This window comes from Nocardioides zhouii (assembly GCF_004137345.1).
Classification (GTDB): Bacteria; Actinomycetota; Actinomycetes; order Propionibacteriales; family Nocardioidaceae; genus Nocardioides; species Nocardioides zhouii.
In genome coordinates, this window is sequence record NZ_SDWV01000018.1 from 17852 (window position 1) to 38165 (window position 20314).

A 20314-nucleotide genomic window follows, 5' to 3' on the forward strand; every position below is an offset into this window, starting at 1 on the left:
GGGATGGAGAGCATCACCTGTCCCCAGTGCAGCGCAGAGATGGACGAGCGCAGGCTCGGTGAGGCCACCGTCAACCAGTGCCCCGAGGGGCACGGCGTGTTCCTCGCCCGCGTCGACCTCGGCGTCCTGATCGAGGCCGAGACCGACTGGCACCGCAACGCCGGTCAGCACACCGCGCCCATGCCCCGCATCACCGCCGACATGACCGCCCCGCCCTCCACCGGCCGGGTGTCCCGCGCCTGGGTGGAGACACTCTTCAACTGACCCTCGCCCCCTCGCTGGTCGAGTAGCCGAGTGAGGAACGAGCGAGGCGTATCGAGACCCACCTCGAAGGTGAGATCTCGATACGGCCCATGCGCGGCTTCGCACCTCAGCCGCGGGGCCCACTCGATCTGGCCACGCAACGCAGTGCGCGCAAGCGCGCCCTGCTGCGTGTCTCAGATGTCCCGGAACGTCTCGATGTTGGCGCCGAGCTCGTTGAGCCGCTCGGCGAGGTCCTCGTAGCCGCGGTGGATGACGTACGTCGAGCGCAGCACGCTGCGGCCCTTGGACGCGAGCATCGCGATCAGCAGAACGACTGCCGGGCGCAGCGCAGGCGGGCAGACGATCTCCGCGCCGGAGAAGTGGGTCGGGCCGTCGACGAGCACCCGGTGCGGGTCGAGCAGCTTGACCTGGGCACCGAGCTTGTTGAGCTCGGTGAGGTAGATCGCGCGGTTCTCGTACACCCAGTCGTGCAGCAGGGTCTGGCCCTCCGCGACCGCCGCGATGACGGCGAAGAAGGGCAGGTTGTCGATGTTGAGGCCGGGGAACGGCATCGGGTGGATCTTGTCGAGCGGCGCCCGCAGCTCGGAGGGGTACGTGGTGAGGTCGACCAGGCGGGTCTCGCCGTTGTTGGCGACGTACTCGTCCGACCGGTCGTAGCGGAAGCCCATCTCCTCCAGCGTGGCGAGCTCGATCTCGAGGAACTCGATGGGCACCCGGCGGATGGTGATCTCGGACTTCGTCACGATGGCCGCCGCGAGCAGCGACATCGCCTCGATCGGGTCCTCGGAGGGGGAGTAGTCGACGTCGACGTCGATCGACGCCTTGCCGGTGACCCGCAGGGTGGTGGTGCCGATGCCCTCGACCTCGACACCGAGTCGCTGCAGGTAGAAGCAGAGGTCCTGGACCATGTAGTTGGACGACGCGTTGCGGATCACGGTGGTGCCCGGGTGGAGCGCGGCAGCCATCAGCGCGTTCTCGGTGACCGTGTCGCCGCGCTCGGTCAGCACGATCGGACGAGTCGGCTCGATGGCCCGGTTGACGCTCGCGTGGTAGCTGCCGTCGGTGGCCTTGACGTCGAGCCCGAACGGGCGCAGCGCCGACATGTGCGGCTCGACCGTGCGCTCGCCGAGGTTGCAGCCACCGGCGTAGGGGAGGTCGAACTGCTCGTAGCGGTGCAGCAGCGGGCCGAGGAACATGATCACCGAGCGGGTGCGTCGCGCCGCTGCCTCGTCGATGGCCGTGAGGTTGAGCTCGGCGGGCGGGATGATCTCGAGGTCGTTCTCGTCGCCGATCCAGCGGGTCGCGACGCCGAGGGAGTTCAGCACCTCGAGCAGCCGGTTGACCTCCTCGATCCGGGCGACCTTGCGCAGCGTCGTACGTCCCTTGTTGAGCAGCGAGGCGCACAGCAGCGCGACTCCGGCGTTCTTGGAGGTCTTGACGTCGATCGAGCCGGACAGCGTGGTGGGGCCGTCGACGCGCAGGTGGGTGGGGCCGGCGCCGAGGGCGACGATCTCGGAGTCGAGGGCCGCGCCGATGCGCGCGAGCATCTCGAGGGAGAGGTTCTGGTGGCCCTTCTCGATCCGGTTGATCGCACTCTGGCTGGTGCCGAGCAGCTCGGCGAGCTGGTGCTGCGTGAGGCCCCGGTGCTTGCGTGCGTCGCGGATCAGGTTGCCGATCCGTCCCTTGTAGTCAGCCATGCGAATCACGGTATCTCAAATATGAGATAAAGCCATCCACCCGATCGGGGGTCCCGGGATCAGCGAGCGTCGCGCGTGAGGAGCCTCACCCGGACGCGGTCGCGGACGCGGGGAGCGGTCCGGTCGCGGTAGGTGACGACCAGCACGTGGCGCCCCGCACCGAGTCCGTCGACGCGCACCCGGAGGCGTCCGTCGCGGGCGACGGTCAGCCGCCGCCGCTCGAGCACCTTGCGGTGGTGCGCGCGGCGTACGACGACCCGACCGGCGGGCCTGGTGCCGTCGGAGAGGCGTACGGCGACCTTGAGGCGCACGGGTCGGCCGGCATCGAAGGCGCGCCGGGTGGGACGTACGCGGAGGGTGGCCGTCGGTGCCGGGGGAGTCGCGGTGGTCCCGCCCGCCCCGAACGTCCCCCGCGCGAGGAGGAGCTCCGAGTACGCGGCCTGGCCGGCGTCGTTGGGGTGGTACCAGACGTTGGTGTCGGGGCCGCTCAGCGCTTCCTTGATCCAGGTCTGCGGGTTCGTCGTCTGGGCATCCGGCTCGTGGCCGGCGAACTTCGCCGTCACCCCGTCGACGAAGGTCATCAGGCCGGGGTTGCTGGCGTTCACCACGGCCGGCACGGTCGCGAGCTGCGCCGTGGCGTCCGTGATGAGGCGACGCACCTCGTCACCAGCCGGGTAGGGCGTGGGGAGATCGAGCAGCGAGAACCCGTTGTCGACCTGGAGGAACGGGTAGCCGAGCTGGACAATCTTCGCGTCCGAGCGCAGGCCGTGGGCGCGCAGGGCAGCGACGTCGTCGATGAGCCGCTGCTTGATGGCGGGGATCAGGGCCCGGGCGGCGTCGACCGAGGTGCGGCACGCATCGGCGGTGCGGGTGGCGACCACGAAGCAGCCCTGCACGATCGTGCTGAAGCCTGCGTCGTTGCCGCCCATCGTGAAGACCACGAGGTCGGTCTCGGGGGTGACGAAGTCGGCCTGCGGACGAAGGGTGCGCGTGCAGTCGTAGACGATCGTGCCGGCGAGGACCGACGTGGCGCGGTAGGTCCAGAACTCCTCGGCGGGGAACGTGCCGGCGTTGCACGGGTCGGTGGCAGCGAGGTGGGCGTCGGCCTGGGCCGTGGTCGTCACGCCGGCGGGCGCAGGAGTCGTGCGGTTGGACTGGGTGTCCATCGGCCGCGGCGTGTGCACGTCAGGCGTACGACCGCCGCTGCAGGCGTGGTTCGTCAGGGTGACCGCGTAGCCCTTGTCGCGCAGCCCGGCGGCGTACCTCTCGCCCCAGTGGGTGCTGTTGCGGTAGCACCCCGCCGGACCGTACGTCGTGCCGCTGGCGCCGTTGCCTGCCGAGTAGGAGTCGCCGATCACCAACACGTCGATGGGCTGCCCCGCAGCGGCGGGTGCCGCCTGGGCCGCGGGCACGGACGCTGCGACGAGGACGAGGGCGAGCGAAGTCAGGGAGCGGATCACATCGACAGTCAACGACGGCCGGATGCCGTACGTCACGGCCCCGCAGGGGTGAGTTGGCTGCCGATCGCCGTGGCAGCCGGGTCAGGGACGCTCGCAGCCGCGGGTCACCTCGGCCGTGCAATAGTCACGTCGGCCCTTCCCGCCGTCTGCCCGGTCCCTGCCCGCGCCGCCGACCAGCCGGTCGGCGAACCGGTCCGCCGCGCCGGTGAGCCGATCAGCGCCCGGGCCGCCCAGGGCCACTCGCTGGCGGTGCCCCACGCCGCTCTCGAGAGCACCTCGGTCCGCCACCAGCTCGACGCGGTCGGGGCCGGCCTGACCTCGCACCACGACGTCGAGGCCGCGGGCGATGACGCGGTCGGCGCCGCCGCCCGCACGTACGCGGACGACTGGGGCACCCCCGAAGATCTGGTCCGAGCCGCCGCCGCCCACCACGACCACGGCCTTGTTCCCGTACGCGCGCAGATCGTCGCTCCGGGCGGTCCCGACGAGGGTGGTGGCGACGTCCGGCCCGTCGTTCCCGGCGCCCACCACCTCGAAGCCCGTGAACGTTCCGGACCTGCCGTCGCATGACGCCATGTCATCGAGACGGACCACCAGGCGCTCCTGGCACGGCACCTCGAGGTACGCGGTGTCGCGCCCCGGTCCGCCGACCGAGGAGTCCGGCAGCTCGGCGAGGCTGAGTCCCTGCACGGAGAGGTAGTCGTCGCCTCCGCCGAGGGCAACGTCCCCGACGTTGGTGTCCTTGAAGTACACGAAATCGGCCGCGTCACTGCCGAGGAACGAGACCGCGGCGCCCAGCACGCGGGTGGGGGAGCCGATCTCGAAGCTCTGGAAGTCACCCACCCACGTCAGCGTCGGGAAGCCGGCGACGACCTGACGTGCCTGGTTGTCCACGAGCACCCCGCCGTAGGTGACCGGGCGCAGGCGGTCGGGGCTGGGCAGCACGAGGGTCGCCTCCGGCGCTGCCGAGACGTCGAGGAGCCCGTCGCCGGACATGCGGCCGTCGATGACGGCGCGGGCCGCGTGGCTGCCGAACGTGATGCGGTCGGTGTTGGGGCCGTCGACCGGCGCGGTGCTCCAGACCTCGGCCACGCCGGTGACCACGTCGCGCTGCGGTCCGGTCATCGCCGGGTCCGCGGCCGGCAGCCCGCCGTAGCCCAGCGCCTCGGCATGGACCACCTCGCCCACGTCTGCGCCCTTGAAGGTGTCGCTGCCGAGGCCCAGAACCACCGTGGTGCGAGACACCGACGCGCTCACCGGCATCAGGTTGACCACGGTGTCGTCCCCTGCGCCTGCGTCGACACTCGCGATCCGATCACGACCGCCGTAGTGGTCGGTGGTGATCTCGGCCGGGAGCGCCAGGCACACGGTGTCGTTGCCGCCCAGCGCATCGAAGCGGGTCCAGCCACCGGGTTCCATCGCGACGACGTCGTCACCCTCGGTGCCGACCGTGACGGTCCTGGTGGCCACGATCGTCACCGGCTTGCCCTGGCACGTCGTGGGAGCCGCGGCCTGGACGGGCGCGGCGACCAGCCACGTCGTACCGGCGGTGAGGACGAGACCCGCGAGGGCGGCCAGCGAGCGGTGCGGCATGTGGTGCTCCCCTGCGGACTCGGCGCTGTCGCGGAGGAGACGCACCTCCGGGCGAAAAGGTTGCCACACGTCCGTGGCAGGATCGCTGACATGCGAGCAACCACCATCCACGCGCCCGGCGACATCCGCTTCGAGGAGGTCCCGGACCCGGTGATCGAGGAGGCCACCGACGCGATCGTCAAGGTGGTCGCCGGTTGCATCTGCGGGTCCGACCTCTGGCCCTACCGCGGCGCCAACGACATCGACAGCGGCGCGACGATCGGCCACGAGTGCGTCGGCGTGGTCGAAGAGGTCGGCAGCGCGGTCAAGGACTTCAAGCCCGGCGACTTCGTCATCGTGCCCTTCTGCCACTGCGACAACACGTGCGCCCACTGCACCGCGGGCGTGCAGTCGGTCTGCGACAACCTCGGCTTCACCGCGAGCGGCCAGGGCGAGTACTCCCGGGTCACCCAGGCCGACGGCAGCCTGGTGAAGACCGACGGCAGGCCCGACGACGCACTGATCCCGTCGCTGCTCACGCTGTCCGACGTCATGGCCACCGGCTGGCACGCTGCCGTGGCGGCTGGCGTGAAGCCCGGCGGGACCGCCGTCGTGATCGGCGACGGCGCGGTCGGGCTGTGCGGTGTGCTGGCCGCGGCCCAGCTCGGCGCCGAGCGGGTGATCGCGATGTCGCGCCACGAGCCCCGGCAGGAGATCGCCCGCGCGTTCGGCGCGACCGACATCGTCGCCGAGCGCGGCAAGGAGGGTGGCGCCCGGATCGCCGACCTCACCAGCGGCGTGGGCGCGGACGCGGTCCTCGAGTGCGTCGGCACCGACGAGTCGATGAAGACCGCCTTCGCCATCGCCCGCCCCGGCTCGACGGTCGGGTTCGTCGGCGTGCCCCACGGCGTCGAGCTGCCCGTACGCCGGATGTTCCAGAAGAACGTCGGCCTGGCGGGCGGCATGGCGCCCGTACGCCGCTACCTCCCCGACCTGCTCGAGCGGGTGCTCTCCGGTGCGATCGACCCCGGCAAGGTGTTCGACCTGACCCTGCCGATGTCGGAGTCCGCCGAGGGCTACCGCGCGATGGACGAGCGCCGCGCGATCAAGGTCCTGCTGCAGCCGTGAGCGCCGAGAACGACCGCCTGGTCCTGGGCCCGCTGCTGCGCTACGTCGACGACACCTCAGCCTCCGTGTGGGTGGAGACCCGCGAGCCGGGTCTGGTCACCGTGGACCGGGGCGGCGACTCCGCGAGCGCCCGTACGTTCGTCGTCCACGGTCACCACTACGCGCTCGTCGAGCTCGACGGCCTGGAGCCCGGCAGCACGCAGTCCTACACCGTGGCCGTCGACGGCGAGCAGGTGTGGCCGGAGCTGGACTCACCGTTCCCGGCATCGGTGATCGCCACCCTCGAGGACGGCCGTCCGCTGAGCATGGCCTTCGGCTCGTGCCGGACGTCGGTGTCCCACGACGCCGCGGGCAACGGCACCCATGGCGTGGACGCGCTCCGCGCCTGGGCGCTGCGGTCGGCCGACCTGGTGCCGGCCGCCGACGAGGACGATCCCGACCTGTCCCCGGAGCGGCTGCCCGACCTCGTGCTCTTCCTCGGCGACCAGGTCTACGCCGACGAGACCACCGACGAGATGCGCGCCTTCATCGAGTCGCGCCGCGACATCGAGGCGCCGCCGTGGACGGAGCTGCAGGACTACGAGGAGTACGCGCACCTCTACGCCTTGGCATGGTCCGACCCCGCCAACCGCTGGCTGTTGTCGACGGTGCCGAGCGCGATGATCTTCGACGACCACGACATCCGCGACGACTGGAACACCTCGCAGGAGTGGCGCCGCGAGATGGAGTCGACCTCGTGGTGGCACGGCCGCATCGTCGCGGGGCTCGGGTCCTACTGGGTCTACCAGCACCTCGGCAACATGTCGCCCGCCGAGCGCCGGCAGGACGAGCTGTACGCCCAGGTGCTGGCGCACGCGGGCGACGACGGATACGACTTCGGCCCGATCATCGACGCCTTCGCCGAACGGGTCGACGAGGAGCCGCAGACCTACCGGTGGAGCTACACGCGAGAGTTCGACACCCAGGTCCGACTGGTCGTCGTCGACTCGCGTGCGGCCCGACAGCTCGATCCGGACGACCGGGCGCTGCTCGACGCCGACGAGGCGGCCTGGCTGGACGAGCAGCTGCGCGGCGACGTGGACCACCTGCTCATCGGCACCTCGCTGCCCTTCCTGCTCGCTCGCGGCCTCCACCACCTCGAGGCCTTCAGCGAGGCGCTGGCGGGGGGAGCGTGGGGCGACCGTGGGGGCCGGCTGGGCGAGAAGCTGCGGCAGGTGGTGGACCTCGAGCACTGGGGTGCCTTCCAGAACAGCTTCCAGGCGGTGGCGCACCAGGCGATGGAGGTCGCCGCGGGGGAGCGGGGTCGCGCGCCCTCGACGGTCACCTTCCTGTCCGGCGACGTGCACCACAGCTACGTCAGCGAGGCCGAGCCGGCCGACGGTGGCCGGCCGATGCGGTCGACCATCCTGCAGGCCGTCTGCTCACCGATCCGCAACCCGTTGTCGCGCAACATGCGGTTCGCGACCGCCGTGCTGTCGTACGGCGTCGCCGGGCCGATCGGGCGTCTGGCGTCGAAGTCGACCCACGTGGCGGACGCGCCGCTCACGTGGCGCTACGCCGAGGGCCCGTGGTTCGACAACAACCTGGCCTGCCTGACGGTGACCGGGCCGAGCCTGAAGATGTGGTGGGTCACCGGCGAGGTGATCGACGACCACGAGCGGCCGCGGCTGGCCAAGGTGGCCAGCTACGAGCTGGACGAGCACGGCCGGCCTCCGGCGCACGAGAAGGTGCGCCAGCGGTTCGGTCGCGGGATCAAGCGCCGCTACCGCGACAAGGTCGTGGACCGGGTCAGACAGCGCTGAGCAGCCGGTCGCGACCGCTCGCGCAGTCGCAGGTGTCCGAGCAGGGCAGGTAGGTGTGGACGGCGTGCCCGCAGCCTGTGCACGGAAGATCGTGCGACAGGTGCACCGAGTTCGTCTCGACGGTGTCCCACATGGCCGTGCTCCCCACTTGCTGTTGCCGTGTTGCGATCCGGGCGGTGCCCGCTTGTTGCTGCTGAGACGTCGAGCGTGGCACCGCATGACGGAGCATCTGGGCCGATTGACGAGATCTGACCGATTTCGTGAGGGAATGATCCGTTCGGGTCAGGCGCTGATGGCCCTCCTGCCGTCCTGGGCCGTGGTGGTCCAGCCCGGTCGGCGCTCGACCTAGGATCGGCGCATGGCACAGGCGTTGGGTCACGAGCTGTCGCGGCAGCAGGCCCGCCGGATCGCCGTACGGGCCCAGCTGCTGGACGCCGACCCGCCCACGGACGCGCTGGACGTCGTGCGACACCTCGGGTTCCTGCAGGTCGACCTGACGCGGGTCGTCGCGCACCACGCGGACCTCGCCCTCTGGACGCGCCTCGGAACCGCCTACGACACCGACGACCTCGACGAGCTGCTCGGCAACGGCGCGCTGGTCGAGCACCACGCGATGCTGCGTCCCAGCGAGGACATCGCCCTCCTGCGGGCCGACATGGACGCCTGGCCCGGCGTGCCGCCGCTGCGGGAGTGGCAGGAGGACCTCGCCGACTGGGTCGCCGCCAACGACGGGTGTCGCCGCGAGATTCTCGCGATGCTACGCGCCGACGGACCCACCGCCGCACGCGACGTCCCCGACACCTGCGAGGTGCCGTGGCGCTCGAGCGGCTGGACCAACGACAAGAACGTGATGAAGCTGCTCGAGTGCATGGAGCAGCGAGGCGAGGTCGCCGTCGCCTCCCGCGAGGGTCGTGAGCGCCGGTGGGACCTGGCCGAGCGGATCCACCCCGGCGACCCGACCGTGCCGGGCGAGGAGGCGCACCGGGCGATGGCGGCGCGACGCCTCCGCGCGCTGGGACTCGCCCGCCCTCGCGCCCTCGAGGCGTGGCACGAGCCCTACGACGTACGCGACGTCGGCGAGCCCGCCCGGGTCGAGGGCGTACGCGGTGCGTGGCGGGTGGACCCGCCGCTACTGGACGACGCGTTCGAGGGGCGTACGGCGATCCTCTCGCCCGTCGACCGGCTGGTCTTCGACCGCAAGCGGATGGAGGACCTCTTCGCGTTCGACTACCAGCTGGAGATGTACAAGCCCGCGGCCGCGCGCCAGTGGGGCTACTGGGCGATGCCGGTCCTCGACGGCGACGAGCTGGTCGGCAAGGTCGACGCCACCGCCGACCGGGAGGCGGGAGTGCTGGTCGTCGACGCCGTGCACGAGGACGGCGACTGGTCGGCCCGACGTCGCGCGCGGGTCGACCGTGAGCTCGAGTCGCTGGGGGAGTGGCTGGGCCTGCAGGTCGCGCGGGCCTGACGGCGTCAGGTCAGCCGGAGGACAGCGAGCACGGTGCTCGCACCGTCGCCGACCGTTCCGCTGAGGTGAGCACCTTCGCCCAGAGGGGCGCCGACGACGCGGGCCAGGACGAGCTCGACGCCGGGGGCACGCACGGTCGTGACGTCGCCGTCGTCGTTCGTCGCGTCGATGGTCGTCACTGCAGGTCCGGACGACTCGCCGTCGCTCCCGCGCACCTGCATCCGCGCCGGGATGTCGACGCGCCGGCCCTCGTCCTCGACGTACATCTGCGACTGCCGCCCGCCGGTGGCGATCGCGGCCGCGAGCGTCGTGGCCCATACCGGGTCGCCGCACCCGTCGTACACCCATCGCTCGCCGAGCACCGAGTGCTGCGTGGTGGTGATCAGGTGCGCCTCGGCGCCGGCCAGCGGCTCGGCCCGGTAGGTGAGCGGTGTCTGGAGCACCGCTCCGTCGTCGGTGCGCCACAGGATGGTCTCGACGCCCACCTCGCCGTCGGGGTCGTCGAGGCGGTACTCCGCGACCTTCTCGACGATCGTGCGACCTGCGGCCCATGACCGGCTGGGCAGCCAGCCCTCCACGATCTCCTGCTTGGACGGCGACAGCGTGGCCCGGTGGACGATTCCCATGGCGCGAGCCTAGGGCGCGGATCCGGGATCGAGTCGTAGTGTCGCCGCATGCCGGAGTTCACCTGGGTCCCTGCCAACCAGGCGACGGCGGAGGACGTCGAGGCGGTCTTCGCCACGAGCGGAGCCGCCAAGTGCCGGTGCCAGGCGATGAAGGTGCCCGGCTGGATCTGGCGCGACACCACCCAGGAGCAGCGTGACGTCGCGCTGGTCGAGCAGACCGCGTGCGGCACCGCGGGCCCGACGTCCGGACTGATCGGGTACGTCGACGGCGAGGCGGCCGGCTGGGTCGCGGTCGAGCCGCGCGAGAACTACCCCCGGCTGTGGGCCCGGAAGCAGCCCTGGATGCGGATGGACCCGGAGCTCGAGGGCGTCTGGTCGGTCACGTGCTTCGTGGTGCGCAAGGGCTGGCGCCAGGCCGGCCTGACGTACGAGCTCGCCGCCGCCACCGTCGAGTACGGCGCGCAGGTCGGCGCCAGGGTGCTCGAGGGCTACCCGATCGAGCCACCGCCGGGGAAGACCGTCATCTGGGACGAGGCCTCTGTGGGACTCCTGCAGGTCTTCCTCGATGCGGGGTACGACGTGGTGTCCTCGCCCACGCTGCGGCGGCGCGTGGTGCGACACCAGCTGGTCGCACCGGCCTGACTAGACGCCGTACGGGATGGCGAGGGTCGCGGCGAGCGCCTCGGGGTCGGCCACCGACAACGTCGCGCCCGGGTGGGTGATCGTCGCGGTCGGGTCGATCGCGGGCACCGGCTCGTGGAACCTCAGGCAAAGCGCGCGGTCGCCGTTGCTGGTGAACGAGACGCCGCGGTCGCTGAACGACAGGTGCGGCGGGCCGGCAGTCTTCACGAAGGAGAAGCCACCGCTCACCTCGGCCGAGGCGATGTTGCTGCGCGGCGTCAGCAGGCGCCACGGCCCGTACCGCACGTAGAGCCAGTGCGGTCCGACCTCGGCGCCGGTCGTCTTCGTGGTGATGCCGAAGGGGCGCCCGGCGAGGGCGTACGACCGGGTGAAGGCGAAGTCGAAGGACTCGACCGGCTCCTCAGCGGCGCCCAGCCCGCTGCGGTCCCGCACCAGGCCGCGCAGGGCGGCGAGCGCCGGCACGCGGTAGGGCTGGAGCAGCGACGCCGAGCGGCCCGGCACGCGGAGGAAGGCGCGGCTGCCGCCACCGGCAGCAGGGACGACGTGGTGGTCCATGTGGACCTCGGCCGGGCCGCGGCCCGTGCGCCACGACCAGGTGCGCTGCTCCGGGTCGAGGTGGGTCACCTCGAAGTCGACGGAGACGCCAGCCGGTCCGTTCACACGTCCGGTGGTGCCGACTCGCAGCTCGGCGTCGGACGCCTCGACACTGCGGATCAGCGGCGCCCAGACCGACCAGGTCGCCGGGGTGGTGAAGCGGAGCCAGGCGTCATCGGCGGACGCGAGCCCACGGGCTTCTACGAGCATGGGCCCGAGCCTGTCAGAGGTTCACGGTGTCGTTGTCACCGAGGTCGGGCTCACTGTCGGTGACCAGGCCCTTGGCCATCTGGAACGCCACCCCGATCGCGCCCGGGGACTCCCAGTACTCGGCCGTGTTGCCGTCGATGCGCAGCAGCACGTTGTCGGGGTCCTCCGGACCGCCGGACATGAAGGCGCTGGCGGAGGGGTCCCACAGCTCCTCGAGCTTGGCACGGTCGTCGCTGACGTGGGCGGTGCCTGACAGCGACACCCACCCGGCCTTGCTCGAGTACGACACGTTGACCCGCGGGTCGGCCTCGAGCGCGCCGACCTTGTCGCTGCTGCGCTGCGTGAGGAACCAGGTGGTCCCCGGGTCCTGGAAGTCCTGCATGCCCATGGGCGTGGAGACGAGCGCGCCGTCGAGCGACACGTAGGTCAGCACCGCGATGCGGGTCTCCTTCACGATCTCGGCAACGGTCCCGGTCTTGTCGTCGTGGTTCATGCCTCGACCCTCGCACGGGGGACCTCCGCCGGGCCCCATCCCGAGGGGCGGGAGGGAGGCCGTCACACTCGCGCGCGCCCGGTCGTCGTACTGGCAGGATTGCCACCGGCACGCACACGGGACAGTCGCCGCAGGACACGGGGAGACGCACACGATGACGACCACACACCCAGCCGACGACCACGCGCTCATCCGGGTCGAGGGAGCCCGGGAGAACAACCTCAAGGACGTGTCCGTCGACCTGCCCAAGCGGCGGCTGACCGTCTTCACGGGAGTCTCCGGATCGGGCAAGAGCTCGCTGGTCTTCGCGACCATCGCGGCCGAGTCGCAGCGGATGATCAACGAGACCTACAGCGCCTTCGTGCAGGGGTTCATGCCGTCGCTGGCCCGGCCCGATGTCGACCACCTCGAGGGCCTGACGACGGCGATCATCGTCGACCAGGAGCGGATGGGCGCCAACCCGCGGTCGACAGTCGGCACCGCGACCGATGCCAACGCGATGCTGCGGATCCTGTTCAGCCGGCTCGGCGACCCGTTCGTCGGCCCGCCGACGGCGTACTCCTTCAACGTCCCGACCCGCAAGGCGAGCGGGATGATGACAACCGAGAAGGCCGGCCACACCGAGCGGAAGACGGTCAAGCAGGAGGTCTACCTCGGTGGCATGTGCCCGCGCTGCGAGGGCATGGGCAAGGTCAACGACATCGACCTGACCGCCTTGTACGACGACGAGAAGTCGCTGAACGACGGCGCGCTGACCGTCCCCGGCTACTCGATGGACGGGTGGTACGGCCGGCTGTTCGAGGGCATGGGCCTGCCGATGGACAAGCCCATCAAGAGCTTCACCAAGAAGCAGCGCGAGACGATGCTGTGGTCCGAGCCGACCAAGCTCAAGGTCGAGGGCATCAACCTCACCTTCACCGGGATGATCCCGCAGATCCAGAAGTCCATCCTGTCCAAGGACCCCGAGGCGATGCAGCCGCACATCCGGCGCTTCGTGGACCGGGCGGTGACCTTCCAGACCTGTCCCGACTGTGACGGCACCCGGCTCACGCCCGAGGCGCGGAAGTCCAAGATCGGCGGCAAGTCGATCGCCGACCTGTGCGAGATGCAGATCAGCGACCTCGCCGACTGGGTGCGCAAGCTGAAGGAACCGTCGGTGGCGCCGCTGCTGAAGGGACTGCAGCACCTGCTCGACTCGTTCTCCGAGATCGGCCTGGGCTACCTCTCGCTCGACCGCCCCGCGGGCACGCTCTCGGGCGGGGAGGCCCAGCGGACCAAGATGATCCGGCACCTCGGGTCGTCGCTGACCGACGTCACCTACGTCTTCGACGAGCCCACCATCGGGCTGCACCCGCACGACATCGAGCGGATGAACAACCTGCTCCTCCAGCTGCGCGACAAGGGCAACACGGTCCTCGTCGTCGAGCACAAGCCGGAGACCATCGCCATCGCCGACCACGTCGTCGACATCGGTCCGGGTGCCGGCGCCGGTGGTGGCACGATCTGCTTCGAGGGCGACATCGAGGGCCTGCGCGCGAGCGGGACGATCACCGGCAAGCACCTCGACGACCGGGCGCGGCTCAAGGAGGCCGTACGGGAGTCCACCGGTGCGATGGAGGTCCGGGGGGCGTCGACACACAACCTCAAGGACGTCGACGTCGACGTGCCGCTCGGCCTGCTGACCGTCGTCACCGGGGTGGCCGGTTCGGGCAAGAGCTCGCTGATCCACGGCTCGCTGGCCGGTCGCGACGAGGTCATCGTGATCGACCAGGGCGCGATCAAAGGCTCGCGGCGCAGCAACCCGGCGACGTACACCGGACTGCTCGAGCCGATCCGCAAGGCGTTCGCCAAGGCCAACGGCGTCAAGCCAGCACTCTTCAGCGCCAACTCAGAAGGTGCCTGCTCGACCTGCAACGGCGCCGGCGTGATCTTCACCGAGCTGGGCCCGATGGCCACCGTCGAGTCGCCGTGCGAGGAGTGCGAGGGCCGTCGCTTCAAGGCCGAGGTGCTGGACTACACGCTCGGCGGCAAGGACATCGCCGAGGTGCACGAGATGTCGGTCGTCGGCGCACTGGAGCACTTCGGCAACGGCGACGGCGAGGCGAAGATCCCGGCCGCGGCGAAGATCCTCGAGCGGCTCGTCGACGTCGGCCTGGGTTACCTGTCGATCGGCCAGCCCCTCACGACGCTGTCCGGCGGCGAGCGCCAGCGGCTCAAGCTCGCGACGCAGATGGGGGACAAGGGCGACATCTACATCCTCGACGAGCCCACGACCGGCCTGCACCTCGCCGACGTGGAGAACCTGCTGGGCCTGCTCGACCGCCTCGTCGACTCCGGCAAGTCCGTCATCGTGATCGAGCACCACCAGGCCGTGATGGCCCATGCGGACTGGATCATCGACATCGGTCCGGGCGCCGGCCACGACGGCGGCACGATCGTCTTCGAGGGTCCACCGGCCGACATGGTGTCGGCGAAGAAGCCGACGCTGACCGGCAAGCACCTGTCGGCGTACGTCGGCGGCTGAGCGCGGTCAGGCCTGGCAGACCGCGCACCAGAACAGCCGCCGCGCGGCGATCTGGGCGTCCAGCACCGGCGAACGACAGACGCGGCACGGCAGGCCCGCGCGGCCGTAGACGTAGTGCGCGTCGACCCTGCGCGGCCGCCCCGCCGGGCGCTCGCGGTCGTCCGGCAGGGTCGTGACGATGCGGCCCGCCCGGACACCGGCCCGCAGCAGGACGACGAGGTCGTCCCACAGGGCATGCAGGACTGCCGCGTCGTGGTCGCGCCCCGGACGGTACGGGTCGAGCCGCTGCCGGAACAGCACCTCGGCCCGGTAGACGTTGCCCACGCCGGCCACGACCGACTGGTCCATCAGGAGGGTGGCGATCGGCGCCCGGCTGCGCAGCACGCGCGCCACGAACGCCTCGACGTCCGGCCTGCGGCGCAGCGGGTCCGGGCCGAGCCGGGCGAGGACGACCGCGCGCTCCGCGGTGGTGAGGACCTCGCACGCCGTAGGCCCGCGCAGCTCCAGCCAGTGGCCGGCGCCGACGAGCCGCAGCCGCAGGGCGCCGACGGCGGGCGGTGCCGGCAGGGTGCCGTCGCGGAACTTCCCGTACAGGCCGAGGTGGACGTGCAGCCAGAGGTCGTCGTAGCGGTGGAAGAGGTGCTTGCCCCACGCGTCGGTCGCCCCGAGGACCCGTCCGTCGAGCAGCCGCGCGCCGTCCTCGAAGCGGCCCTGCGGGCTGTCGGCGGACACGGGCCGGCCCACGAGCAGCCGGGCATGGCGGCGCGCGAGGCGATGGATCGTGTGTCCCTCTGGCACGCGGCGATCGTTGCCGACGAGACCAAGGCGCGGGCACACCCCTCGGGTGCCAGACTCGTCCCGTGACTCCTCACGCCTCCCTCCGCGACACCATCGCCGAGCGTCCCGTCGTCCTCGACGGCGGGCTGGCCACGCTGCTCGAGCGCCACGGCCACGACCTGTCGTCCGACCTCTGGTCCGCGCGGTTGCTGCGCGACGACCCGGCAGCGATCGAGCGGGCGCACCGCGAGTTCTTCGCCGCGGGCGCCGAGGTCGCGACGACGGCGTCCTACCAGGTCTCCTTCGAGGGCTTCGGCGCCACCGGCGTCGACCGCGACGAGGTCGAGCTGCTCCTCCGGCGCAGCGTGGCGCTCGCAGCAGCCGCCCGGGACGAGGCCGCGCCCGGTGCCTGGGTCGCTGCGTCCGTCGGTCCGTACGGCGCCGTGCTGGCCGACGGCTCGGAGTACCGAGGCGACTACGACCTCGACGTCGCCGGCCTGCGCGCCTTCCACCGGCCTCGCCTCGACGTCCTCGCCTCGACGGTGGGGGAGGGCGCCGACGTGCTCGCGATCGAGACCATCCCGTGCCTGGCCGAGGTCGAGGCCGTCCTCGCCGAGCTCGACGGCAGCGGCGTGCCCGCCTGGCTGTCGCTGTCCGCAGCGGCCGGTCGTACGCGAGCCGGCGAGCACCTGGGCGAGGCCTTCGACATGGCGGCCGACGTCGCCGAGGTGATCGCCATCGGCATCAACTGCACGTCACCCGTCGATGCTCGGGACGCCGTGCCGCTGGCCGGCGCGCACGGCGCAGCCGTCGTCTACCCCAACTCCGGCCAGTCCTGGAACGCCGAGACCCGCGCGTGGGAAGGCCCGTCCGCCTTCTCCGCCGAAGACGTGGCGGCGTGGCTCCTCGCCGGCGCCCGTCTGGTCGGCGGCTGCTGCCGCGTCGCGCCGGAGGACATCACCGCGCTGCGAGACGTGCTGGAGGCCGGCCGCGCGCTCTAGCATGGTCGGCAACCTGCCAGGAGCGCCATGGACGTCACGACCTTCTACGCCTTGTTCTCCGCCACCTGCTTCACCCTGCTCGGCCTGTGGTGGTCGGTCGTGCAGCGCCACGAGGCCTGGCTGCGCGACCCGGGCCACCGCGCCGTGGTCGGCGGTGTCTACCTGTCCTTCCTGCTCCCGGCGCTGATGGGGCTGTTCGCCCAGGTCGGCGGCACCGAGACGCCGGCCATCTGGCGGGTCAGCTTCGTCGGGATCGCGGTCATCGGTGGCGTGTCGACGATGCGGCTCCTGCGGCGCTCGAGGGCCCGACCCGGCATCCAGGGGCCGCTGATGCGACACCAGTGGGTCGTCGTCGCCGTCTATGCCCTGGTCGCGGTGGTCGGTGCCGTCCCCGAGATCGTGACGCCCCTGCAGATCAAGCCGATCCAGGCCGAGGCGATCCTGCTGATCTTCCTCGTGCTGATCGCCCACGGACTGGTCTGGGAGTTCATGGTCTCGAGCGCCGACGAGGACGACCCGGACCGATCGTGACGTCATGAGAATGCGAGGTTCGCACCCAAGATTCTCATGACGTCAGCACGACCAGGCGCTGGGTCGCCCGCGTCATCGCGACGTAGCGGTCCACGGCGCCGGTGACGCCGTCACCCCAGCGGTCCGGGTCGACGAGGACGACCAGGTCGAACTCGAGGCCCTTGGCCAGCTCGGGCGCGAGCGAGCGTACGCGCGGCGCGCCGACGTACGTCGGATCGCCGATGACGACCGCCGTGCCGTCAGCGTGCGCTGCCAGCCACTCCTCGATGATCGCGTCGCGGTCGGCCGCGGGGGAGTGGAGCACCGGGATGCCGCTCTCGCGGATCGAGGTCGGCACGTTGGCCTCCGGCAGCACGGCGCGAATCACCGGCTCCGCCTCGGCCATCACCTCGGCCGGCGTGCGGTAGTTGACCGTCAGGGGAGCGACGGTCACACCGGGCAGCCCGATGCGCTCGAGCCGGTCGGTCCACGACTCGGCGAAGCCGTGCCGGGCCTGGGCGCGGTCGCCGACGATGGTGAAGCTGCGTGACGGACAGCGCCGCAGCAGCATCTGCCACTCGGCGTCGGTGAGCTCCTGCGCCTCGTCGACCACCACATGGGCGAACGGACCGGCCAGCAGGTCGGGGTCGGCCGTCGGCAACGCCCCGTCATCGACCAGAGCGGTCCGCAGGTCGTCGTGCACGAGCATCGACACGAGACCGTCGCCGAACTCGTCTGCGCCCGACTCGCGAGCGGTGGTGCGCAGGTCGTCGACCACCTCGCTCATCCGGGCGCGCTCGCGGGCCTCGGCGGCCTCCGTACGCCGTCGGCGCCGCGAGGCCTCCGGGTCGCCCAGCCGCAGCCTGGCGGCATCGAGCAGCGGGAGGTCGGCGTACGTCCATGCCTCCGCGTCGGCGCGGCGCAGCGCCTGCACCTCGTCGGGCTCGAGCCAGGGTGCGCACCGGCGGAGGTAGGCCGGGACGGTCCACAGATCACCCACGACGTCGGTGTGCTCGAGGAGCGGCCAGGCGCGGTCGAAGGTGTCGCGCAGGCCGGCATGCCTGCCCAGGACGGACCGGACGTCATCGGCCGACAGCTCGTCCGAGTCGATCTTGTCCGTGAGGATCGTGAGCACCTCCTCCCACACGTCGTCGCGGGCGAGGTTGTGGGGCGTGCCGGGATCGGCAGCATCGAACGCCTCGGCCCATTCCGCGGCGGTGATCCGGACGTCTGCCCACGGCGTCTCGACGAGCAGCGACTCGGTCGGTGGTTCCTCGTAGAGCGCGACAGCGGGCTCGATCGCGGCGACCATCCGGGCGTCGGCCTTGAGCGCGGCGACGCGGTCGTCGGGCTCGGGGACGGCAGCGGGCGACTCGGGCACCAGGTCCCGGATGGTGCAGGTCTGCACGCCCTCCTCGCCCAGGCTGGGCAGCACGTCGCCGACGTACGCGAGGTAGGGCTGGTGCGGCCCCACGAACAGGACGCCGCCGCGTCGGTGCCCGAGTCGCGGGTCGGCGTAGAGGAGGTACGCCGTGCGGTGCAGCGCGACGACCGTCTTGCCCGTGCCCGGACCGCCGTCGACCACGAGCGCGCCGCGGGAGCCCGCGCGGACGATGGCGTCCTGGTCGGCCTGGATCGTGCCGAGCACGTCGCGCATCCGGGGCGTACGGCTGCCGCCGAGGGTGGCGATGAACGCGGACTGGTCGTCGAGCGCCGCGGTGTGGCGGAGACCCTCCTCGGTGAACGCCTCGTCCCAGTAGTCGACGATCCGGCCGCCGGTCCAGCGGTAGCGGCGGCGGCTCACGAGGCCGTACGGCTGGGCGTGGGTGGCGGCGAAGAACGGCTCGGCCGCGGGCGAGCGCCAGTCGACCAGCAGCCGCCGGCCGTCCGGGTCGGCGAGCCCGAAGCGCCCGACGTACGTCGGTTCTGCGCCATCCTCGTGGACGATCCGGCCCAGGCAGAGGTCGAGGTCGAAGCGGCGGAGCGCACGCAGACGAGCGGTCTGGCGGTGCACCTCCTGGTCGCGCTCGAGGGCCGCCGTGCCGTAGCGGGCGGTGCCCCTGCGGGTCTCGGCGAGGCTCGCCCCGAGCTCGGCGATCGCGTGCTCGAGGCTGGTCGCGATGGCCCGGAAGTGGGCACGGTCCTGGTCGATGAGCGCCGGGTCGAACTTGGCGGCGAGGGTGTCGGGAAGGGCGAAGGGAGCGGTGTCGTGCGGCATCACGCCGTGCAGTGTGAAGGACCACCGGGGCCTTGCGGCAAGCCCCCTGATGGCCTATACGTTGGGAGTGGAGGCAGGCGTGGGGTCCGTGCCGATCCTGGAGGCCATGGGCATCCGCGTCGTGGAGGTCGCTCCCGGCCGTGCGATCGCCGACCTGCCGCCGGAGCCCAACGTCAACCACTTCGGCGTGACGTACGCCGGCTCTCTCTACAGCGTGGCCGAGATGCTCGGCGGTGTCCTGGCCCTCGCGACGTTCGACTTCGACGGCGAGCTCGCGGGCTTCGTGCCGCTCGTCAAGGAGTCGACCATCCGGTTCCGGCGGCCCGCGCTGGGCGTCGTACGCGCCTCGGCGTCGCTGTCCGACGACGAGGTCGCGCGCGTGCGGCGCGACGCCCTGTCGACGGGCAAGGGCGAGTTCGTGCTGGAGGCGACGCTCACCGACGCCGGCGGCGAGGTCGTCGCCACCACGGTCGGGACCTACCAGGTCCGCCGGTTCGGCTGACGCTCAGCGCCAGAGCCAGCGCAGCGCATCGGGCAGCAGCACACCGCCGTGGTTGCCGTCGTGGCCACCGTCGCCGACCACGAGACGTACGTCGTAGCCGCGGCGGAGCAGCGCGGCGCCGACCTCGAGGTTGGCAGCGAGCCAGTTGTCGTTCGGCTCGTCCCAGCCGAGGTCGCGGTGGCCGACCTGCAGGAAGATCCGCAGGTCGCGCACCGGCTCGTCGACGATCCACTGCGGGAACGGCGTGCCGTGCACCTGCGGGAAGCTCGAGGAGAGACCGATGACCTTGCCGAAGGCGTCGGGGCGGTGCCAGACGGCGGTGAAGGACGCGTTCCCGCCGCTGCTGAACCCGCACAGCGCCCGGTCCTGCGGCCGGTCGCTGATCGGCGCGACCTCGCTGACGCGGGGGAGAACCTCGTCGACGAGGAAGCCGGCGTACGTCGCGTCAGCCGCGTCGTACTCGGCGTTGCGGTTGCCGGGGTCGACGAAGACACCAACGGCCGGCGGGATCGCCCCGTCCGCCACGAGGTTGTCGAGCACGACCGCAGCACGCATCTCGTCGCCGGGGTCCAGGAAGTCGGCGCCGTCCTGGAAGACGATGACCGGCAGGGGTCCTGCCGGAGCGCTCGCCGGCACGTGCACCGACATCTCGCGGCTGGTGCCGGGATAGGCGCGCGAATCGGACAGCTTCCACTGCGTGGTACGACCGCGCGCGACGTCCGGTCGTGGCACGGAGTAGGGGCCGTGGTCGTACGCCACCTCGGACTGGTCGATCGGCAACGACGAGAACGGCACGCGGTGTCCCATGCCGACGAACCTAGCGAGC

Annotated in this window: 18 protein-coding genes; 9 read left to right on the forward strand and 9 right to left on the reverse strand. The window is 71.6% G+C overall.

All coding sequences use genetic code 11. The features are described from left to right. Positions 1-3 precede the first annotated feature (3 nt). Positions 4-264, forward strand: coding sequence for a zf-TFIIB domain-containing protein (locus EUA94_RS16060; RefSeq protein ID WP_129427903.1), 261 nt, complete (start codon positions 4-6; stop codon positions 262-264). 173 nt (positions 265-437) lie between these two features. Here the strand turns inward: EUA94_RS16060 and EUA94_RS16065 are convergent, their stop codons facing one another. The 3 genes from EUA94_RS16065 to EUA94_RS16075 form a co-directional block, all read right to left on the reverse strand. After that, positions 438-1961, reverse strand: a complete 1524-nt coding sequence (locus EUA94_RS16065) for a helix-turn-helix domain-containing protein (RefSeq protein WP_129427904.1) — start codon at positions 1959-1961, stop codon at positions 438-440. Between the two features lie 59 nt (positions 1962-2020). Next, positions 2021-3421: an SGNH/GDSL hydrolase family protein gene (locus EUA94_RS16070; RefSeq protein ID WP_165356932.1), complete on the reverse strand. Its 1401-nt coding sequence runs from the start codon at positions 3419-3421 to the stop codon at positions 2021-2023. A gap of 81 nt (positions 3422-3502) precedes the next feature. Next, positions 3503-5014, reverse strand: a complete 1512-nt coding sequence (locus tag EUA94_RS16075) for a hypothetical protein (protein WP_129427906.1) — start codon at positions 5012-5014, stop codon at positions 3503-3505. A 90-nt stretch (positions 5015-5104) separates the two neighbouring features. Between EUA94_RS16075 and EUA94_RS16080 the strand changes: the two genes are divergently transcribed. The 3 genes from EUA94_RS16080 (at position 5105) to EUA94_RS16090 (ending at position 9391) form a co-directional block, all read left to right on the forward strand. Continuing rightward, a complete protein-coding gene (locus EUA94_RS16080; RefSeq protein WP_129427907.1) occupies positions 5105-6121 on the forward strand; it encodes a zinc-dependent alcohol dehydrogenase family protein in 1017 nt (338 codons plus the stop codon). Next, positions 6118-7923, forward strand: a complete 1806-nt coding sequence (locus tag EUA94_RS16085) for an alkaline phosphatase D family protein (protein ID WP_242494922.1) — start codon at positions 6118-6120, stop codon at positions 7921-7923. Before EUA94_RS16080 ends, EUA94_RS16085 begins: the two co-directional genes overlap by 4 nt. A 358-nt stretch (positions 7924-8281) precedes the next feature. Next, the gene (locus EUA94_RS16090; protein WP_129427908.1) at positions 8282-9391 is read left to right on the forward strand and encodes a DNA glycosylase AlkZ-like family protein; all 1110 of its coding nucleotides are present in this window, start codon (positions 8282-8284) and stop codon (positions 9389-9391) included. A gap of 5 nt (positions 9392-9396) precedes the next feature. On the opposite strand, the gene EUA94_RS16095 is transcribed toward EUA94_RS16090, so the two are convergent. After that, a complete protein-coding gene (locus tag EUA94_RS16095) occupies positions 9397-10017 on the reverse strand; it encodes a CG0192-related protein (protein ID WP_129427909.1) in 621 nt (206 codons plus the stop codon). 48 nt (positions 10018-10065) lie between these two features. Between EUA94_RS16095 and EUA94_RS16100 the strand changes: the two genes are divergently transcribed. Beyond that, positions 10066-10659 carry a GNAT family N-acetyltransferase gene (locus tag EUA94_RS16100; protein WP_129427910.1) on the forward strand — a complete coding sequence of 198 codons (594 nt, stop codon included), beginning with the start codon at positions 10066-10068 and terminating at the stop codon, positions 10657-10659. Here the strand turns inward: EUA94_RS16100 and EUA94_RS16105 are convergent, their stop codons facing one another. Further along, positions 10660-11463, reverse strand: coding sequence for an SRPBCC family protein (locus EUA94_RS16105; RefSeq protein WP_129427911.1), 804 nt, complete (start codon positions 11461-11463; stop codon positions 10660-10662). It abuts the gene before it with no gap. A gap of 13 nt (positions 11464-11476) precedes the next feature. Beyond that, the gene (locus EUA94_RS16110) at positions 11477-11956 is read right to left on the reverse strand and encodes a pyridoxamine 5'-phosphate oxidase family protein (protein WP_129427912.1); all 480 of its coding nucleotides are present in this window, start codon (positions 11954-11956) and stop codon (positions 11477-11479) included. A 154-nt stretch (positions 11957-12110) separates the two neighbouring features. On the opposite strand from EUA94_RS16110, the gene EUA94_RS16115 reads away from it, so the two are divergent. Continuing rightward, positions 12111-14480: an ATP-binding cassette domain-containing protein gene (locus tag EUA94_RS16115; protein WP_129427913.1), complete on the forward strand. Its 2370-nt coding sequence runs from the start codon at positions 12111-12113 to the stop codon at positions 14478-14480. A gap of 6 nt (positions 14481-14486) precedes the next feature. Here EUA94_RS16115 and EUA94_RS16120 read toward each other — a convergent pair whose 3' ends face one another. Then, entirely contained in the window at positions 14487-15278 is a 792-nt protein-coding gene (locus EUA94_RS16120; protein WP_129427914.1) for an Fpg/Nei family DNA glycosylase, read from the reverse strand. Positions 15279-15340: 62 nt separating this feature from the next. Between EUA94_RS16120 and mmuM the strand changes: the two genes are divergently transcribed. Together mmuM and EUA94_RS16130 are read left to right on the forward strand one after the other, a co-directional pair. Beyond that, a complete protein-coding gene (gene mmuM / locus EUA94_RS16125; RefSeq protein ID WP_129427915.1) occupies positions 15341-16258 on the forward strand; it encodes a homocysteine S-methyltransferase in 918 nt (305 codons plus the stop codon). A gap of 27 nt (positions 16259-16285) precedes the next feature. Beyond that, positions 16286-16789: a hypothetical protein gene (locus EUA94_RS16130; RefSeq protein WP_129427916.1), complete on the forward strand. Its 504-nt coding sequence runs from the start codon at positions 16286-16288 to the stop codon at positions 16787-16789. A 34-nt stretch (positions 16790-16823) separates the two neighbouring features. On the opposite strand, the gene helR is transcribed toward EUA94_RS16130, so the two are convergent. Then, positions 16824-18986, reverse strand: coding sequence for an RNA polymerase recycling motor ATPase HelR (helR, locus tag EUA94_RS16135; RefSeq protein ID WP_207210587.1), 2163 nt, complete (start codon positions 18984-18986; stop codon positions 16824-16826). A gap of 88 nt (positions 18987-19074) precedes the next feature. Here helR and EUA94_RS16140 point away from each other — a divergent pair, with 88 nt between their 5' ends. Further along, a complete protein-coding gene (locus EUA94_RS16140) occupies positions 19075-19488 on the forward strand; it encodes a PaaI family thioesterase (RefSeq protein WP_165356933.1) in 414 nt (137 codons plus the stop codon). A 3-nt stretch (positions 19489-19491) separates the two neighbouring features. Here the strand turns inward: EUA94_RS16140 and EUA94_RS16145 are convergent, their stop codons facing one another. Further along, on the reverse strand, positions 19492-20295 hold the full coding sequence (locus tag EUA94_RS16145; protein ID WP_129427919.1) for an alpha/beta hydrolase: 804 nt from the start codon (positions 20293-20295) through the stop codon (positions 19492-19494). Between the last annotated feature and the right edge of the window lie 19 nt (positions 20296-20314).

Coding starts and splice junctions, on each gene's coding strand:
- helR (WP_207210587.1), bottom strand. CDS start 18,986: ATGCCGCACGACACCGCTCCCTTCGCCCTTCCCGACACCCTCGCCGCC.
- EUA94_RS16105 (WP_129427911.1), bottom strand. CDS start 11,463: ATGCTCGTAGAAGCCCGTGGGCTCGCGTCCGCCGATGACGCCTGGCTC.
- EUA94_RS16145 (WP_129427919.1), bottom strand. CDS start 20,295: ATGGGACACCGCGTGCCGTTCTCGTCGTTGCCGATCGACCAGTCCGAG.
- EUA94_RS16100 (WP_129427910.1), top strand. CDS start 10,066: ATGCCGGAGTTCACCTGGGTCCCTGCCAACCAGGCGACGGCGGAGGAC.
- EUA94_RS16080 (WP_129427907.1), top strand. CDS start 5,105: ATGCGAGCAACCACCATCCACGCGCCCGGCGACATCCGCTTCGAGGAG.
- EUA94_RS16130 (WP_129427916.1), top strand. CDS start 16,286: ATGGACGTCACGACCTTCTACGCCTTGTTCTCCGCCACCTGCTTCACC.
- EUA94_RS16110 (WP_129427912.1), bottom strand. CDS start 11,956: ATGAACCACGACGACAAGACCGGGACCGTTGCCGAGATCGTGAAGGAG.
- EUA94_RS16060 (WP_129427903.1), top strand. CDS start 4: ATGGAGAGCATCACCTGTCCCCAGTGCAGCGCAGAGATGGACGAGCGC.
- EUA94_RS16075 (WP_129427906.1), bottom strand. CDS start 5,014: ATGCCGCACCGCTCGCTGGCCGCCCTCGCGGGTCTCGTCCTCACCGCC.
- EUA94_RS16115 (WP_129427913.1), top strand. CDS start 12,111: ATGACGACCACACACCCAGCCGACGACCACGCGCTCATCCGGGTCGAG.
- EUA94_RS16065 (WP_129427904.1), bottom strand. CDS start 1,961: ATGGCTGACTACAAGGGACGGATCGGCAACCTGATCCGCGACGCACGC.
- EUA94_RS16095 (WP_129427909.1), bottom strand. CDS start 10,017: ATGGGAATCGTCCACCGGGCCACGCTGTCGCCGTCCAAGCAGGAGATC.
- EUA94_RS16090 (WP_129427908.1), top strand. CDS start 8,282: ATGGCACAGGCGTTGGGTCACGAGCTGTCGCGGCAGCAGGCCCGCCGG.